This window comes from Sphingomonas sp. 8AM (assembly GCF_902506455.1).
In the GTDB taxonomy this organism is placed as follows: Bacteria; Pseudomonadota; Alphaproteobacteria; order Sphingomonadales; family Sphingomonadaceae; genus Sphingomonas.
In genome coordinates this window covers 610,527-626,981 of sequence record NZ_LR733844.1, presented here as the reverse complement: position 1 = coordinate 626,981, position 16,455 = coordinate 610,527, and the positions used below count along the sequence as shown (strand labels likewise).

Genomic DNA, 16,455 nt, shown 5'->3' with positions numbered 1-16,455 from the left:
GAAGGACCGGTTTACCCAGCTGGCACCAGCTCCAGCACGTCGATCGTCGACTCGAATGCCGGATAGGGCATCACCAGCCGCCAGCGATGTGGGCCGATCCGCTCCACCCAGCCCGCGACGTTGCGGGTCGCGTCGGCACCGTAGCCATAAGCGCGCGATTCGTCGCCGAGCAGCAGCGTGCCGAGAAATGCCGCGCGCGTCGGGTCGGCGCGGTAGAGCAGCCCGACCTGCCGTTGCGAGCCGCCCAGCTTCATCAATTCGAGCTGCTCTCCGACGGCCGCGACCCGGCAATCGAACCATGGATAGCTCACGAAGCCCGTTCCAACGGCTCCTTTGCTGCCCAGCTTGAAGGTGCGGCAGCGATAGGTGCCGACCGGCGGCGCCGGATCGTCCAGCGCGGCGTCGATCGCGAAGAGCGCCCCCTGCGCGGCGAGATCCGCGCCGGCAACCGGACGCGCCTGCGCCAGCCCCTGAGTCCATGCCTCGTACCAGCGACGCAGCCGGTCGCGGTCGGCAGGGGTCGCGAGCCGTCGCCAGTCAGGCGCCGCGGCGAGCGGGTTCGCGGCGGCGCCGCATATCTGTGTAGCGAGCCCGGCAAGACACAGCAGCAGCGCGCCCGCGACGCGCCTCACGCGGCGGTCCAGCCACCGTCGACCGACAGGTTCGCGCCGGTGATCGCCTTCGCCTCATCGCGGCATAGAAATAGCGCCAGCGCAGCGACCTGTTCGGGGGTTACGAACTCCTTGGTCGGCTGCGCGGCGAGCAGCACGTCGTCGACCACCTGTTCGCGCGTCAGCCCGCGCGCCTTCATCGTGTCGGGGATCTGCTGTTCGACCAGCGGTGTCCAGACATAGCCGGGTGAAATGCAATTCGCCGTAATCCCCTGGGGCGCGGTTTCCAGTGCGACGGTCTTGGTCAGGCCGACGAGCCCATGCTTGGCGGCGACGTAAGCGGACTTGTTGGGGCTTGCGACCAGGCTGTGCGCCGAGGCGGTCGAAATGATCCGTCCCCAGCCGCGGGCGCGCATGTGCGGCACCGCGGCGCGCATCATGTGGAACGGGCCGGTAAGATTGAGCGCGATAATCGCGTCCCATTTCTCGGGCGGAAAATCAGCGATGCCGCAAACGTACTGGATGCCGGCATTGTTGACGATGATGTCCGGGCCACCCCAGGCCTCGTGCGTGCGCGCCACCAGCGTGGCGATCGCCGCGGGATCGCCGGCGTCGGCGGCATCGTACAACACCTCGCCAGTACCAGGCGCGGCGACGCTGGCGCGCGCTTCCTCGATCGCAGCGCCGTCGCCAAAGCCATTGAGCATAACGTGCGCGCCCGCCTCGGCCAGCGCACGCGCGACCGCCAGACCGATGCCCGAGGTCGATCCGGTGACGATCGCGCTCTTGTCCTTGAGGAACATTGCCGGGCCTTTCGTTGACGTGTCTGCCCATTCCATCGGCGCGCCACGCGACTGTTGCAACCCGTACCGGGGCGCACGCATTCATGCCGCGACGGTAACGATCAGCCTTGGCAGGGGAGGCGTGTATGCGGCTCGACGATTATGACAATGATATCAATGTCGGTGAGGCTCGCGGCGGCGGCGGCGGGCTAGGCGGCGGGGGCGGCGGCGGATTTTTGCTGGGGCTGTTGCCGATGATCGGCAGCCGCTTCGGCTGTGGCGGCATTGTGGTGGTGCTGCTGCTGCTCGCGGTGTTCGGTGGACTCGGCAATCTCGGCGGGATGCTGGGCGGGGGAGGCGGCACTTCGCCGCAGGTGAGCGCACCGTCGCGCGAGACGGTGCAACAGGTCTGCGACGTCTCGACGGCGCGACGTGATACGTGCCGCGCCTTCAGCAACGCGCAGAATACGTGGGAAAAGATTTTCGCGAGCCAGAACCAGCAGTTCAGCGCGCCGAAGCTGCAATTCTTCAGCGGCAGCGGCCAGTCGGGCTGCGGCGCCGCGATGTCGGCGATGGGGCCGTTCTATTGCCCGACCGATCGCGGCATCTACCTTGATACCAGCTTCTTCGACGAGCTGGCCAACAAGTACAAAGCCGGCGGCGACTTCGCGCAATATTACGTGATCGCGCATGAATTCGGCCACCACATCCAGAATCTGCTCGGCACGTCGACCGAGGTGCAGCAGGCGCAGCGGCGTGCGAGCGAAGCCGAGGGCAACGCGCTGTCGGTCCGGCTGGAGTTGCAAGCGGATTGCTATGCCGGCGTGTGGGCATCGATGAACCGCGATCGTCTCGATCCGGGCGACGTCGAGGAAGGGATGCGCGCGGCGCAGGCGATCGGTGACGACACCTTGCAGCGTGAGGCGCAGGGGCGTGTGGTGCCGGACAGCTTCACGCATGGCACCTCGGCGCAGCGGCAGGCATGGCTGCGACGTGGCATCGAGAGCAACGGCAACCCGGGCGTGTGCGACACCTTCTCGGGGGCGATCTGACGGTCGTCGGGGCGGGCGGGAAGTCGCTCGCCCCGACCCATCGTCGTCATTGCGAGCATAGCGAAGCAATCCAGGGCCGGATCAGGACTTCCTGGATTGCTTCGCTATGCGCGCAATGACGGACATCTAGCCTCGTCGTCACGGACCAGATCCAAGGCCGCGCTCTTCGGGCGAAGGACAGAAGGAAGCGGGGTCCCGGATCAAGTCCGGGACGACGAAAATAGCTCTACCGCTCTAATCAGCGGCGGAACGGGTCCTCGAACGCCGGGCGCGCCGCGGCGCCGCTCTCCACGCCATTCTCGGCATCGCGCGCGGCCTGTTCGCGCTGCGCGCGAAGTGACGCGATCAGCGCCTCGCGATCGCCGTCCAGACGCGTGTCGGTGGGCGCCTGCTCGATGCCGGCGGCTTTCGCCGCCTTGTTGACCGCAGTGTCCAGCTCGCGCTGCGTGGTCAGGCCCAGCGTCACCGGGTCCTTCGGCGTAATGTTGCCGATGTTCCAGTGGCTGCGGTCGCGGATGGCCGCGATCGTCGTGCGCGTGGTGCCGATCAGGTTGCTGATGGCCCCGTCGGAGATTTCCGGGTGGTTGCGGATGATCCAGGCGATGCCGTCGGGCTTGTCCTGCCGCTTGCTGACCGGCGTATAGCGCGGCCCCTTGGTGCGGCGCACCTGGTCCGGGCCCTTGGTCATCGTCATGCGATAATTGGGGTTGGCCTGCGCCTTGTCGATCTCGTCCTGCGTCAGCTCGTGCGCGCGGACGGGGTCGCGCCCGGTCAGCTTGGTCGCAGCAGTGTCGTCGGCGATCGCCTGCACCTCGAGAATGTGCAGCCCGCAGAAATCGGCGATCTGCTCAAAGGACAGTGCGGTATTGTCGACGAGCCACGAGGCGGTCGCGTGAGGCATGAGCGGCTGGGCCATGCGGACAGTCTCCATAAATGCAAAGGGCCGCCCCTTCCCGGAGCGGCCGCCTGTTACCGAGGGACTTAGTGCGTGGCGCGCGTTAGGGCAAGCGCGCGCTCACGAAGCGCGGGCGAGCGCGGCGCCGAAGGGTTGCAGCGCGTCAAGGAACTGCTGCGCGCTGGCCGGCCAGGTAAATTGCGCACCTGCCGCGGCGCAGGCGGCCCGGTCGAGTGTCAGCGCACGCGTGATCGCGACGGACAGCTCCTCGTGCATCGCGCCCGTGTCGGGCGTGAGCACGTCGACGGGCCCCGCGACCGGAAAAGCGGCGACCGGGGTGCCGCACGCCAGCGCCTCGACCATCACCAGTCCGAACGTGTCGGTCCGGCTGGGGAAGACCAGAACATCGGCGGCGCGATAGGCGTCGGCGAGCGCCTCGCCGAACAAGGCGCCGAGGAAGATCGCATCCGGGTATTGCCGTTCCAGCGCGCCGCGCGCCGGGCCGTCGCCGACCACCACCTTCGTGCCGGGTATATCCACGGCGAGGAAGGCGGCGATGTTCTTCTCGACGGCCACGCGCCCGACATGGAGGAGTATCGGGCCTGGCAGCGTGGCCATCGCGGCGTTGCGCTCGCCCTGGGGCCGGAAGAGGGGGGCGACGCCGCGACCCCAGCGACGGATGCGGGTCAGGCCATGCGCGTTGAGCGCGCGCTCGATCGTCGGGGTCGAGGCGAGCACCGCGGCGGCGGGGGTGTGGAACCAGCGGACGTACCGCCAGATCCACTCCGGATTCGCGCCGGTGCGCGCCGCGACATAATCGGGAAATTGCGTGTGATAGGCAGTGGTAAACGGTAGCCGGCGCGACAGGCACCAGTGCCGCGCCGCGACGCCGAGGGGGCCTTCGGTCGCGACATGCACCGCCTCTGCGCCAAACCGGGCGATCCGCCGTCCGATTGCCGCGGGGGGTATCAGCGCCAACCGGATCTCGGGATAGGTTGGGCAGGGGACCGACGGAGCGTCGGCGGGCGAGACGACCAGCACCTCATGCCCGTTGTTGCGCAGCTCCGCGATGACATTCTCCAGCGTGCGGACGACCCCATTGACCTGTGGCGCCCAGGCATCGGTGACGATCGCGATCCGCATCGGATCAGGCGGCGAGCGCGGTGACGGCGGGGACGTCGCGACGCGCGATCTCGTCCCCCCAATTCAGGATCTCCATCGTGCCGTCGAAATGCTCGACCAGGGCGTTGCACCCCTCCACCCAATCGCCATCGTTGTAATAAGCGACTCCGGCGATGTTACGCATTTCGGCGGTGTGGATGTGACCACAGACGACGCCGTCAACCCCGCGGCTGCCCGCCGCCTCTGCGACGATCTCCTCGAAGCGCGAAATGAACGCGACGGCGTTCTTGACCTTCGCCTTGGCGTGCTTGCTGAGTGACCAGTACGGCATCCCGAACTGGCGGCGCACCGCACTGACCGCGCGGTTCACCGTCATCAAGGCGCTGTAGGCGGCGTCGCCGACATGTGCGAGCCACCGATGTGACAGGGTGATCGCGTCGAACTCGTCGCCGTGCAGGACCAGCAGGCGACGACCGTCGGCGGTTTCGTGGATCGCCTTGCGGCGAATCTTGATCCCGCCGAAGTCGAGTCCGGCGAACTGGCGGAACATTTCGTCATGGTTGCCGGGGATGTAGATCATCCGCGTGCCGCGCCGCGCGCGCTTCATCAGCCGCCAGATCACGTCGTTGTGCGCAGCCGGCCAGTAGAAGCGCTTCTTGAGTTGCCAGCCGTCGACGATATCGCCGACCAGATACATGGTCTCGCTGTCTACATGATCGAGAAAGTCGATCAGCATGTCCGCATTGCAGCCGCGGGTTCCGAGGTGGACGTCGCTGATCCAGACGGTGCGATAGCGACGGCGCTCTCCGACCGGCTCCTCCGGCCGATGTGGGCGCGAGTGCGCGACATCGAACAGATCGGTGACGTCGGCGATGTACCCAGCAGTCAGGGCGAGCGGCCCTGACGTGGAGGCAAGCGTGGCGGCGATCGGCGGCATGAGCGGCTCTCCCTCGCCACCGATATACCGCCGTCATGTGACTCGCCCGTCTCGCCGCAGTGACGGCGGTATGGCCGATCGGTGACGTTTCCGCGTCAGTGCGTCAGCCGCACCATCGCGTCGATCGTGACCGCGATCACGCCCCAGCTCACTACCGCGAGACCCGCCAGCGTGGCGAAGCGGCGGCGCGACGAGAAATTATAGCCGGCGATCATTTCAGGGTCCTCATCCTTACTTTTATGAACCGAAGGTGACACAGCTGTGGTCCGTGGAAAAGGACGGATTGCTGGCGTTCATCGCGCAAATTTTCGATCAGTGGAAACGATTGCGGCGGCACTGGCCGACCGCCTGTGTTGCCACAGGTTCGCACCCCGCCTAGTCAGACGCGATGACTGACACCCTGACCGCCGCCGTGCCGGCCGTTTCCGCCTCCACGTCCGGTGAAAAGCGGCTCGCCGCCCGCATGGAACGCGGCGCGTCCTTCCTCGGCAGCGAGGTGGCGATCATGGCCGGCGCGATGTCGTGGGTGTCCGAGCGGCACCTCGTGTCGGCGATGTCGAACGCGGGCGGTTTCGGGGTGATCGCGTGCGGGGCGATGACGCCGGCGCTACTCGATGCCGAGATCGCCGCGACCAAGGCGATGACCGACAAGCCGTTCGGGGTGAACCTGATCACGATGCACCCCGACCTGACCGCGCTGATCGAGGTCTGCGCGACGCACGAGGTCGGGCATGTCGTGCTGGCGGGCGGGCTGCCGCCGAAAGGTTCGCTGGAGGCGATCAAGGCGAGCGGGGCGAAGGTGATCTGCTTTGCGCCGACGCTGGCGCTGGCCAAGAAGCTGGTGCGCTCGGGCGTCGACGCCCTGGTGATCGAAGGGATGGAGGCGGGCGGGCACATCGGCCCGGTCTCGACCAGCGTGCTGGCGCAGGAGATGCTGCCGGAACTCGCCGAGGTGGTGCCGGTGTTCGTCGCGGGCGGGATCGGGCGCGGCGAGGCGATCGCCGGCTATCTCGACATGGGCGCGGCGGGGGTGCAGCTCGGCACGCGGTTCGTCTGTGCGAGCGAGAGCATTGCGCACGCCAATTTCAAGAAGGCGTTCATCCGCGCCTCGGCGCGCGACGCGGTGGCGAGCGTCCAGCTCGACCCGCGGCTGCCGGTGATCCCGGTCCGCGCGCTGAAAAACGCCGGCGGTGAATTGTTTACGACGCGTCAGCGCGAGGTGGCGCAGGCGCTGGACGAGGGCAGCGTCGCGATGGCCGAGGCGCAGTTGCAGATCGAACATTACTGGGCCGGGGCGTTGCGGCGTGCGGTGATCGACGGCGATGTCGAGCATGGCAGTGTGATGGCCGGGCAATCGGTCGGGATGGTGACGAAGGAAGAGCCGATCGCCGACATCATCGCGGCGCTGCTGGCGGAAGCGGCGCAGGCGTTTGAAAAACGGGCGGGTTAGGAGAGCGGCTGCACGGAGAGGCGGCTTCGACTCGCCTCGCCCCGTCTGACGCACGGCGTGGCAGCTCGACTCTTTCGCGCTGCGTCCTGCAATGGGAACGCGGCAAGGTCGCGTTCGAAAAGGGGTTTTACGATGCGCCTGCGCCTGTTCGCCGTCGGGGCGGCGTCGCTCTTTGCTGCCGCCTGCTCGCGCACGCCGCCTCCCGCGGCGCCGTCGCCCCCGTCGCAACCCATTGTGAAGATGGCGCTTGCGCCGATGCCGGCGGGCGCGCGGGCGGGGATGCGGATACCGGTGCGGCTGGCGGACGGGCGGTGGGCGACGCCGAATGTCGGACTGTCGGCGGCGGGGCGTATCTGGCATCTGCGTGCCGCGCTCAACGTCGCGGTGCTGGCGTGCCATGGCGCGGATCAGGCGGTGATGGTCAATGAATACAATGCGATGCTGACCGCGCGCAAAGCCGAACTGGCGGCGGCGCAGACGGCGTTGCAGCAGGAATATCGCGCCACCCGCGGGACGCAGTGGGAGGATGCGTTCGACGACCAGATGACGCGGCTGTACAATTTCTTCGCACAGGATTTCGCGCACGCCGGATTCTGCAGCGCTGCGCGTGACGCTTTGGCGTCCGTGGGGAGCATACCCGCCTCGGAAATACCCACGTTCGCGGCGCAGCGGTTGCCGACTTTGGAGGCTCCCTTCACCGATTTCTTCACCGCGTACGATCGCTGGCAGTCAGGTGCGTTGGTGCGCGTCGCGGCGACCGGGTAATCGTTGCGCGCTTGCATCGAAATGGCGCGCGCCGGGTTTCAGCGTGCATGACCGACCTCGTGCCGCCGCCGCCTTCGCTGTTGACCGACGCCAGCCTGTTCCTCGACTTTGACGGGACGCTGGTCGAGATCGCCGAGACGCCGGACGGGGTGGAGGTGGCGGACGGACTGGCGACGTTGCTGGCGCGGCTGGGTACTGCCATGCCCGGCGGCGTCGCGATCGTCAGCGGGCGGCCGGTGCAGGAGATCAGCGCGCTGGTTGCGCCCGCCGCGCTGCCGATCGCGGGTAGCCACGGGCTCGAAGTCGCCGCGCCGGACGGCAGCATCACTGCGCCGGACCGCTCGGCCGCGCTCGATGCCGCGCTGGCCGAGGCGCAGGCGTTCGCGGCCGATCATCCCGGTACGCTGATCGAGGACAAGCCGTTCGGCGTCGGGCTGCATTTCCGCGGTGCGCCCGAGGCAGGTGAAGCAATGACCGCGCTGGCCGAGCAGCTCGCCACCGTCCACGACCTGCACCTTCAGCACGGCAAGATGGTGGTCGAGCTGCGGATGGCCGGGCGCGACAAGGGCGCGGCGGTCGAGCTGTTGATGCGGGAACCGTTACGGCAGCGCACGGTTCCTGTGTTCGTGGGGGACGACGTGACCGACGAGGCCGGCTTCGCCGCGGCCGCCGCACTGGGCGGTGCCGGCGTGCTGGTCGGCCCGGCACGGGACACTGCCGCCACTTACCGGGTCGAGGGCGTCGCCGACGTGCTCGCGTGGCTCGATGCCGCATGCAGGGAGAAGACATGACGACGCTGGATCTGTGGCCGATCGGCAATTGCCAGGTGAGTGCGCTGGTCGATCGCGAGGGACGGTTCGTCTGGGGCTGCGTGCCGCGCGTCGACGGCGACCCGCTCTTCTCCGCGCTGCTGGGCGGCGAGCAGCCGGATACCGGCTATTGGGGCATTTGTCTCGAAGACAGCGTGTCGATCGAGCAGGCTTATATCCGCAACACCCCGATCCTCGTCACCACGCACCGCGATTCACACGGCGGCGCGATCGAGGTGATCGACTTCTGCCCGCGTTTCCAGCGCGAGGGGCGCACCTATCGCCCGGTGGCGTTCGCGCGGATCGTGCGGCCAATCGCGGGCAGTCCGCGCGTCCGCATCGCGCTGCGCCCGACGTGCGGCTGGGGCGGGGGATGCCGCGAGCAGATCGGCGGGTCGAACCATCTGCGGTTGCTAATGGACACGATCGCGCTGCGGCTGACCACCACCGCGCCGATCGCGATGGTGCAGGGCGAACATTCCTTCCGCGTCGAGCGGCCGCTGCATTTCTTCCTCGGCCCGGACGAGAGCTTCCAGGGCGATCTCGCCAGCACCGTCGACCTGATGCTGTATCGCACGACGCAGGAATGGCAGGGCTGGGTGCGCGGGCTGGCGGTGCCGCTGGAGTGGCAGGAAGTGGTGATCCGCTGCGCGATCACGCTGAAACTCTGCCAGCATGAGGAAACCGGCGCGATTGTCGCGGCGCTGACCACGTCGGTGCCCGAACATGCCGGGTCGCAGCGCAACTGGGACTATCGCTACTGCTGGATCCGCGACGCTTATTATACGGTGCAGGCGCTCAACCGGCTCGGCGCGCTCGACGTGCTGGAGGGCTATCTCGGCTATCTCCGCAACATCGTCGACGGCGCGCGCGGCGGGCATATCCAGCCGCTGTACGGCGTGCTGGGCGAAGCGCAGCTACCCGAGCGGATCGAGGAATCGCTGACGGGCTATCGCGGGATGGGTCCGGTGCGCGTCGGCAATCAGGCCGCCGAGCAGATCCAGCACGACGCTTATGGCCAGATCGTGTTGTGCTCGGTCCATGCCTTCTTCGACGACCGGCTGTTCCGCAAGAGCGGGGTCGAGGATTTCGAAGCGCTGGAGCGGGTCGGCGAACGCGCCTGGGCCTATTACGACCAGCCCGACGCCGGGCTGTGGGAGCTGCGCACGCGGCAGAGCGTCCATACCTATTCAAGTGCGATGTGCTGGGCGGCGTGTGACCGGCTCGCCAATGCCGCCGAGCGGCTGAAGCTGCCGGAGCGCGAGGCGCTCTGGTCGGAGCGCGCGCAGGTGATCCGCGAGCGGATCGAGAGCGCGGCGTGGCGCGAGGATACGCGGCGGATGTCGGCGACCTTCGCGGGCGACGATCTCGACGCCAGCGTGCTGCAACTGCTCGACCTGCGCTTTCTGGAAGCGGACGATCCGCGCTTCCTCGATACGTTGGTGGCGATCGAGAAGGGGTTGCGGCGCGGCTCGACGATGCTGCGCTACGATACCGAGGACGATTTCGGGCTGCCGGAGACGGCGTTCAACGTCTGCACCTTCTGGCTGATCGAGGCGTTGTTCATGACCGGACGCAGCGACGAGGCCCGCGCGCTGTTCGAGGAAATGCTGTCGCGCTGCACCGCCGCCGGGCTGCTGTCGGAGGACATCGATCCGCAAAGCGGCGAATTGTGGGGAAATTATCCGCAGACCTATTCGTTGGTCGGGATGATCAATTGCGCCGCCATGCTCAGTAAACCGTGGAGTAGTATCCGTTGAATCGCCTGATCGTCATCTCCAACCGCGTCACCGCGCCCACGGGCTCGACCGCCGGCGCACAGGGAGGGCTGGCGGTCGCGCTTGCCGCCGCGCTGCGCGATCGCGGCGGCATGTGGTTCGGCTGGTCGGGGGAGCAGACCGATCAGTTCAGCGGCCATATCAACTTCCAGCGCAACAGCGGCGTGACCACCGCGACGGTCGACCTGGAAGAGCAGGACGTTCAGGAATATTATGACGGCTACGCCAACCGGACGCTGTGGCCGCTGTTCCATTATCGCATCGATCTGGCCGAATATGAGCGTGATTTCGCGGGCGGCTACAAGCGCACCAATCAGCGGTTCGCGGACACGGTTCGTCCGCTGATCGAGCCGGACGATGTGGTGTGGATCCAGGATTATCACATGTTTCCGTTGGGCGCCGAGCTGCGCGCGCGGGGCTTGAACAACCGGATCGGCTTCTTCCTGCACATCCCGTGGCCGCCGCGTCGGCTGCTGGGGACGCTGCCCAACGCGCGCGAGCTGGGCGAGTCACTGTTCGCCTATGACCTGATCGGCTTCCACACCGAGGAATGGCTGGAGTCGTTCTGCGACTTTGCGCGGCACGATATGGGCGCGACGATCGAGAACAATATCGCGCGGCTCGGCGACCGGCAGGTCGAGCTGATCGCCTGCCCGATCGGGATCGACGCGGTTGAGTTCGCCGAAATGTCGAAGAGCGTGCCGGCGCGGCTCGCCTATCGCCGGATGCGCGACAGCGCCGACGGGCGCGACATGATCGTCGGCGTCGACCGGCTCGATTATTCCAAGGGGCTGGAGGAGCGTTTCCTCGGCTACGAACGGTTCCTCAACGAGCATCCCGAGGAGCGCAAGGAAGTGTTCCTGCTCCAGATCGCGCCGCCGAGCCGCGTGTCGGTGGAGAGCTATCAGCGCATCCGGCAATCGCTGGAAGGGCTGTCGGGGCGGATCAACGGTGCCTATGCCGATGTCGACTGGGTGCCGATCCGTTACGTCAACCAGGGCTATCCGCGCGATCATCTCGCCGGCATCTATCGCGCCGCGAAGATCGGGCTGGTGACGCCGTTGCGCGACGGGATGAATCTGGTCGCCAAGGAATATGTCGCGGCGCAGGACCCCGAGGACCCCGGCGTGCTGGTGCTGTCGCGCTTTGCGGGAGCGGCCGAGCAGATGGGCGACGCGCTGCTGGTCAACCCGTACAGCGCCGAGGAAGTGTCGGATGCGATCTGTCAGGCGCTGCGGATGCCGCGCGACGAACGAGTGCGGCGCTGGGAAAAGCTGATGGCCGGGGTGCAGGCGCAGGATGTCACCTGGTGGGCACAAACTTTCCTCACCGCGCTCGAACGGAGCAAAATTCCTGCCGATGCAGGCGGCTGATCAAAATAAACCTGCATCAGGGATGGCGTTCCGGTTGCTGCCGCAGCATCTTCATAGCACGGGCTGCTAACCGGAAATCATAGTGGTGCGTGCGTGTGAGTGGTGCGGTTTATGCCTTGATAGTGAATGGCTGTGTCGCGATGATGTTCGCGGCCACTTTCGCGGTGCTGCGCGCCTCCTATCCGCAGCATCGCGCGATCGGCTGGTTCTGCGCCACTTATTCGATCGGACTGCTGTCGCCGCTCAGCGAATTGGGCGTGCGATTCGCTTCCACCCCGGCCTTGTTCAATGCCAGCAGTTATCTGGCGCTGGTGCTGTCGATGCTGTGCTTCACGCACGGCGTGTCCGCACTGTCGGGACGGTCGCCGCCGCGCGTGGTGACGCCGACCATCGTCGTGCTGGCCCTCGTCGGGCGCGCGATGCTGGACGACGGCGCGCGCAACACGATCGGTTACGGCCTCGTCTACCAATTCCCGTTCTATTCGATGCTGTTGCTGTGCACGGCGATGGCGGTCGCCGCCGTGCGCGAGCGGCGTGATCCGTGGTGGGCGGCGCTGGGCGTCGTCCTCGCGATCTCCGTCAGCTATTTTCTGGTCAAGCCGTTCTTTGCCGCCGCCTTCGGCTCGGGCGCGACGATGCGCGACTATGCGGCGAGCTCCTACGCCTTGTTCTCGCAGGCCGTGGGGGGATTGCTGACCATCGCCGCCGCGCTGGCGGTGTTGCTGATGATCGTGCGCGCCGTGCTGTGGTCGACGCGGATCGAGGCCGAGACCGACCTGCTTACCGGCATCGCCAATCGGCGCGGGTTCGAGCGCCACGCGGCCGCACTGATCGGTACGGCACGGCGGGACGGGCAGGCGGTAAGCGCGATCATGCTCGACCTCGATCACTTCAAGGGCATCAACGACGGCTTCGGGCACGCCACCGGCGACGCCGTGCTGCACGCGGTGGCGCAGGCGCTGCGCGGGGCGGTGCCGCCCGACGCGCTGGTCGCGCGCCTGGGCGGGGAGGAGTTCGTCGCGCTGCTGCGCGGCACCGACCAGCACGGCGCAGCGCTGGTCGCCGAAGCGATCCGCGCCGCGATCGCACGGCTCGAGCCGCGGCTGCCGGCGGTCACGGTCAGTGGCGGCGTCGCCGAGCTTCGTCCGCACGATACGCTGGGAACGTTGCTCGATCGCGCCGATCACCAGGCCTATGAGGCCAAGCAGGCCGGGCGCGACCGCATCTATCCGGCGCTTTCGAGCGCGACATAGGCGCGGCGGCGGAGCAGCGCGCCGGGCTGTTCGGCGCGGATGTAGGCGATCAATGCCTCGCGTACGTCGCAGCGCAGATCGAACGCGGTCGAGGCGTCCTTGGCCGTCATCAGCCCGCGCAACTCGACCGAGCCGTCCGGCTTCACGTCGGTAACCTGCAGGTTCCAGAAGCGACCGTCCCAGCGCGGATTGGCGGTGACGATCTCGCCCAGCTTCGCGCGCAGCGCCTCGACGTCGGCATCGGCGTCGACATACCAGAAGACGCTGCCCAGCAACGCGCTCGACTGGCGGGTCCAGTTCTGGAAGCTCTGTTCGAGGAATTTGGAGACGGGGACGACCAGCCGGCGCTCGTCCCAGATCTTGACGACGACATAGGTCAGCCGGATCTCCTCGATCCGTCCCCATTCGTTGTCGATGATGACGACGTCGTCGATGCGGATCGGTTCGGTGAAGATCATCTGGAACCCGGCGATCAGGTTCTTGAGCGCGGGTTGCGCGGCGGCGCCGACCGCGAGGCCGGCGAGACCCGCCGAGGCGGCGAGCGTGACGCCGAGGCTGCGGACGCTGGGGATGGTCATCAGCATCGTGCAGATCGTGACCAGCATGATGACCGAGACGAAGATCCGCTGGAAGATGCCGAGCCGGGTACGGCGGCGGCGCGCGCGCAGGTTGTCGGCGACGCTGATGTCGGCGTGGCGGATCATCACGTCGGTCACCGTCCCGACCGCGACGATCGCGCACCAGCCCATCAGGCCGGGCACCAGCAGCGCGGCGAGCCGTCCCCACAAGGTCGCCTGACCGCGGGTGAGATCGAGCGCCGGCTGTACCGCCGCCAGCGCGATGGCGAGCATCAGCCAGCGCAACAGCTTGCGGATGCGCTCGACGAACAGCGCGCTGGCGCTGTCGGGCCGGGCGGCGGTGGCGCGGCGTGCGACCCAGATGACGACGCGGTGAAGCACCAGCGCGAGCGCCAGCGCCGCTGCCACATAGAAGATGTTGGACAACCAGCCGGGCAGATCGTGCAGCCAGCCGCGCGCGGTCCTTATCCCGTCCGCCATTGCTTCTCTCACGTTATCGGTGGTCGGAGGCGTAACGAGGTGGCGGGGCGGGGTGTTCCAACGGTGGGGCTGACGTGACGACATCGCGCAGTGGAGCCAGCCTCGAGAAAGTGCCCCTAGATCAATGCTCTCTTGTGGCCTTGGGCAGGATCGTTACTTGCTGGTGGCGGTAAACAATGAAGGCTGGCCATGAAGAAGTAAGAGAGAGCGATGTGCTGATACCAATAAAAATGGCTCATTTTGGTGAATTTGCACGATTGTCCAGTGAGCTATATATCAGAACAAGCGTGCAGTAAGTTTGTGAAAACCGTAAGATAATCCTTACTCTACTCGATGAATGAGGTTGGACGAGGACAGAAAGCCGATGATCCGCCCGGTGTGATGTCGCTGAATGATTAAAATTGTAAGGATCAGGTGATCTACAGGGGCGGCGTGGCCCTGTCGGGCGAATTTCAGCGCGAAGACGCCATCACCGCCGGAGTTTTGTTTATGTTGAAGTGTCTGGTCGCCGCCGCGGCCGTCCTCGCGTCAATTTCTGCCGCCGCCCATGCCCGGAATCCCGAGGATCGGGTGCAGACCCGCATCCCTGTCACCGCGAGTGATTTCTCAAGCCCGCAGCGCGAGGCGCGCCTTGTTCAGCGGGTCGATCGCATGATCCGGAATGCCTGCCGGATCCCGTGGAGTGGTGTTCGGGGCATCGCCGCGGCGCAGCTCGAAGAGACATGCCGGCACACGATGCATGACGATGCCGAACCCAAACTCCTCGCGCTGCGCCACCGCGGCATCGGCTTCGCCGCGCGGTGACCATGACGTGCCGGCCGCAATCCCCGGAGGCCGGCATCGAACGCCCGGCTGCGCGCAGCCTCTTATTTCTGCGGCCGCAAGCACGGCCAACGCGACGATCTGCCTGGGATGATGTCGATCCGGCTTACTCCGGCAGGCGATAATCACCGAACTGGCGGCGGAGCAGCTTCTTGTCGATCTTGCCGGTTGCACCCAGTGGGATCGCATCGACCACCAGCACGTCGTCGGGCATCCACCAGCGTGCGATCTTGCCGTCGAGGAACGCGAGCATTTCCGCCTTGTCGGGCGTCTGCCCCGGGGCGGGCTGGACCAGCAGGATCGGGCGCTCGTCCCATTTCGGATGCGCGACGCCGATCACCGCCGCAATCGCCACCGCCGGGTGGCCGCTGGCGATGTTCTCGATCTCGATCGAGCTGATCCACTCGCCGCCGGACTTCACGATGTCCTTGGCGCGGTCGGTGATGTGCATGTAGCCAGCCGGGTCGATCGTTGAGACGTCGCCGGTATCGAAGAAGCCGTCGTCGTCGAGGACGGGCGTCTCGTCGCGGAAATAGCCGCTGGTGATCGTCGCGCCGCGGATCAGCAATCGCCCGGCGGTCTGGCCGTCGTGCGGCAGCGGCTGCCCCGCATCGTCGACCAGCCTGAAGTCCAGCCCGACCTGCAAACGCCCCTGCATCGCCTTGCGCCGCACCTGCTCGTCATAGGGCTGCGCCAGCACCCCGGCGGTCGGCGAGGACAAGGTGGCGAGCGGCGAGGTCTCCGTCATCCCCCAGCCTTGCACGACCTCGACCCCGTAATCGTCCTGAAAGGCGCGGATCAGCGCCGGCGGGGGCGCGGCGCCGCCGATCACGACGCGGTGCAGCGTCGAGAAGCCGCGCCCGGTACCGCGCAGATATTGCAGCAACCCCTGCCAGACGGTCGGCACCGCGGCGGAGAAGGTGACGCCCTCCTGCTCGATCAGCTCGTAGAGCGACTCGCCGTCCATTCGCGCGCCGGGCAGCACCAGCTTCGCCCCCGCCGCGGGCGCGGCATAGACCACACCCCAGGCGTTGGCGTGGTACATCGGCACGACCAGCAGCACCGTCTCGCGTTGCGTCAGCGCCAGCGCGTCGGCCTGCAACGCCATCATCGTGTGCAGGTAGTTGGAGCGGTGCGAGTAGAGCACGCCCTTGGGATCGCCGGTGGTGCCCGAGGTGTAGCAGAGCCCGCACGCCAGCCGCTCGTCGAACCCGCCCCATGCCGCGCTGCCGGCGTGCGGCGCGATCCAGTCGTCGAACGCGACCACCGGATAGTCGGTCGCGGGGAGCGTCGCGCGGTCGCACAGGAACACGACCTGTTCGATCGACGGTACGTCGCGCACCAGCCGCGCGGCGAGCGCGGCGCAGGCGGGATCGGCGAGCAGCAGCCGGTCGCCCGCATGCGCCGCGATCCACGCGATCTGTTCGGGGAACAGCCGCGGATTGAGCGTGTGGAGCACCGCGCCGATGTTGGTGGTGCCATACCACGCCGCCATGTGGCGCGCGCCGTTCCAGCCGAGCGTCGCGACCCGGTCGCCGCGCGCGATGCCGGCGGCGAGCAGCGCGTCGGAAACCTGTTTGGCCGTGTGGTGGAGCTGGCGATAATCGGTGCGGGTGATGCTGCCGTCCGCCGCGCGTGAGACGATCTCACGATCGCCGTGCCAGGTCGCGCCGTGATCGAGGAAGCGGTCGACGGTGAGCGCGGTGTCCTGCATCAATCCGAACAACTCAGCCATCAATGCTCCCCGA

Annotated in this window: 15 protein-coding genes; 8 read left to right on the top strand and 7 right to left on the bottom strand. The window is 67.2% G+C overall.

Features of this window, described 5'->3' with window-relative positions; all coding sequences use genetic code 11:
* Positions 1–11 precede the first annotated feature (11 nt).
* On the bottom strand, positions 12–632 hold the full coding sequence (locus BACI71_RS03185) for a DUF4893 domain-containing protein (RefSeq protein WP_236552791.1): 621 nt from the start codon (positions 630–632) through the stop codon (positions 12–14).
* Positions 629–1,414, bottom strand: coding sequence for a 3-hydroxybutyrate dehydrogenase (locus tag BACI71_RS03180; RefSeq protein ID WP_159760796.1), 786 nt, complete (start codon positions 1,412–1,414; stop codon positions 629–631). The genes BACI71_RS03185 and BACI71_RS03180 overlap by 4 nt, the downstream gene beginning before the upstream one ends.
* Before the next feature lie 125 nt (positions 1,415–1,539).
* Here BACI71_RS03180 and ypfJ point away from each other — a divergent pair, with 125 nt between their 5' ends.
* On the top strand, positions 1,540–2,445 hold the full coding sequence (gene ypfJ, locus BACI71_RS03175; protein ID WP_159754930.1) for a KPN_02809 family neutral zinc metallopeptidase: 906 nt from the start codon (positions 1,540–1,542) through the stop codon (positions 2,443–2,445).
* Between the two features lie 238 nt (positions 2,446–2,683).
* Here ypfJ and BACI71_RS03170 read toward each other — a convergent pair whose 3' ends face one another.
* The 3 genes from BACI71_RS03170 to BACI71_RS03160 form a co-directional block, all read right to left on the bottom strand.
* Complete coding sequence (locus BACI71_RS03170; RefSeq protein ID WP_159754927.1) at positions 2,684–3,361, bottom strand: DUF1013 domain-containing protein; 678 nt, start codon at positions 3,359–3,361, stop codon at positions 2,684–2,686.
* A gap of 99 nt (positions 3,362–3,460) precedes the next feature.
* On the bottom strand, positions 3,461–4,483 hold the full coding sequence (locus tag BACI71_RS03165) for a glycosyltransferase family 4 protein (protein ID WP_159754923.1): 1,023 nt from the start codon (positions 4,481–4,483) through the stop codon (positions 3,461–3,463).
* 4 nt (positions 4,484–4,487) lie between these two features.
* Positions 4,488–5,399 carry a UDP-2,3-diacylglucosamine diphosphatase gene (locus BACI71_RS03160; RefSeq protein WP_159754920.1) on the bottom strand — a complete coding sequence of 304 codons (912 nt, stop codon included), beginning with the start codon at positions 5,397–5,399 and terminating at the stop codon, positions 4,488–4,490.
* A 388-nt stretch (positions 5,400–5,787) separates the two neighbouring features.
* Between BACI71_RS03160 and BACI71_RS03155 the strand changes: the two genes are divergently transcribed.
* The 6 genes from BACI71_RS03155 (at position 5,788) to BACI71_RS03130 (ending at position 12,827) form a co-directional block, all read left to right on the top strand.
* Positions 5,788–6,849, top strand: coding sequence for an NAD(P)H-dependent flavin oxidoreductase (locus tag BACI71_RS03155; protein WP_159754917.1), 1,062 nt, complete (start codon positions 5,788–5,790; stop codon positions 6,847–6,849).
* Between the two features lie 132 nt (positions 6,850–6,981).
* A complete protein-coding gene (locus BACI71_RS03150) occupies positions 6,982–7,614 on the top strand; it encodes a hypothetical protein (RefSeq protein ID WP_159754914.1) in 633 nt (210 codons plus the stop codon).
* 47 nt (positions 7,615–7,661) lie between these two features.
* Positions 7,662–8,405 (top strand): trehalose-phosphatase, encoded by a 744-nt coding sequence (otsB, locus tag BACI71_RS03145; protein ID WP_159754911.1) that lies wholly within the window; start codon positions 7,662–7,664, stop codon positions 8,403–8,405.
* A complete protein-coding gene (locus BACI71_RS03140) occupies positions 8,402–10,183 on the top strand; it encodes a glycoside hydrolase family 15 protein (protein ID WP_159754908.1) in 1,782 nt (593 codons plus the stop codon). Before otsB ends, BACI71_RS03140 begins: the two co-directional genes overlap by 4 nt.
* Positions 10,180–11,574 (top strand): alpha,alpha-trehalose-phosphate synthase (UDP-forming), encoded by a 1,395-nt coding sequence (locus BACI71_RS03135; protein ID WP_159754905.1) that lies wholly within the window; start codon positions 10,180–10,182, stop codon positions 11,572–11,574. Before BACI71_RS03140 ends, BACI71_RS03135 begins: the two co-directional genes overlap by 4 nt.
* Before the next feature lie 143 nt (positions 11,575–11,717).
* Positions 11,718–12,827 (top strand): GGDEF domain-containing protein, encoded by a 1,110-nt coding sequence (locus BACI71_RS03130; protein WP_236552790.1) that lies wholly within the window; start codon positions 11,718–11,720, stop codon positions 12,825–12,827.
* Here BACI71_RS03130 and BACI71_RS03125 read toward each other — a convergent pair.
* The gene (locus BACI71_RS03125) at positions 12,800–13,885 is read right to left on the bottom strand and encodes a mechanosensitive ion channel family protein (protein WP_159754899.1); all 1,086 of its coding nucleotides are present in this window, start codon (positions 13,883–13,885) and stop codon (positions 12,800–12,802) included. The genes BACI71_RS03130 and BACI71_RS03125 overlap by 28 nt on opposite strands.
* A 432-nt stretch (positions 13,886–14,317) precedes the next feature.
* Between BACI71_RS03125 and BACI71_RS03120 the strand changes: the two genes are divergently transcribed.
* The gene (locus tag BACI71_RS03120) at positions 14,318–14,689 is read left to right on the top strand and encodes a UrcA family protein (protein WP_159754896.1); all 372 of its coding nucleotides are present in this window, start codon (positions 14,318–14,320) and stop codon (positions 14,687–14,689) included.
* A 124-nt stretch (positions 14,690–14,813) separates the two neighbouring features.
* On the opposite strand, the gene BACI71_RS03115 is transcribed toward BACI71_RS03120, so the two are convergent.
* A complete protein-coding gene (locus tag BACI71_RS03115) occupies positions 14,814–16,442 on the bottom strand; it encodes a long-chain-fatty-acid--CoA ligase (RefSeq protein ID WP_236552789.1) in 1,629 nt (542 codons plus the stop codon).
* Positions 16,443–16,455: the final 13 nt, after the last annotated feature.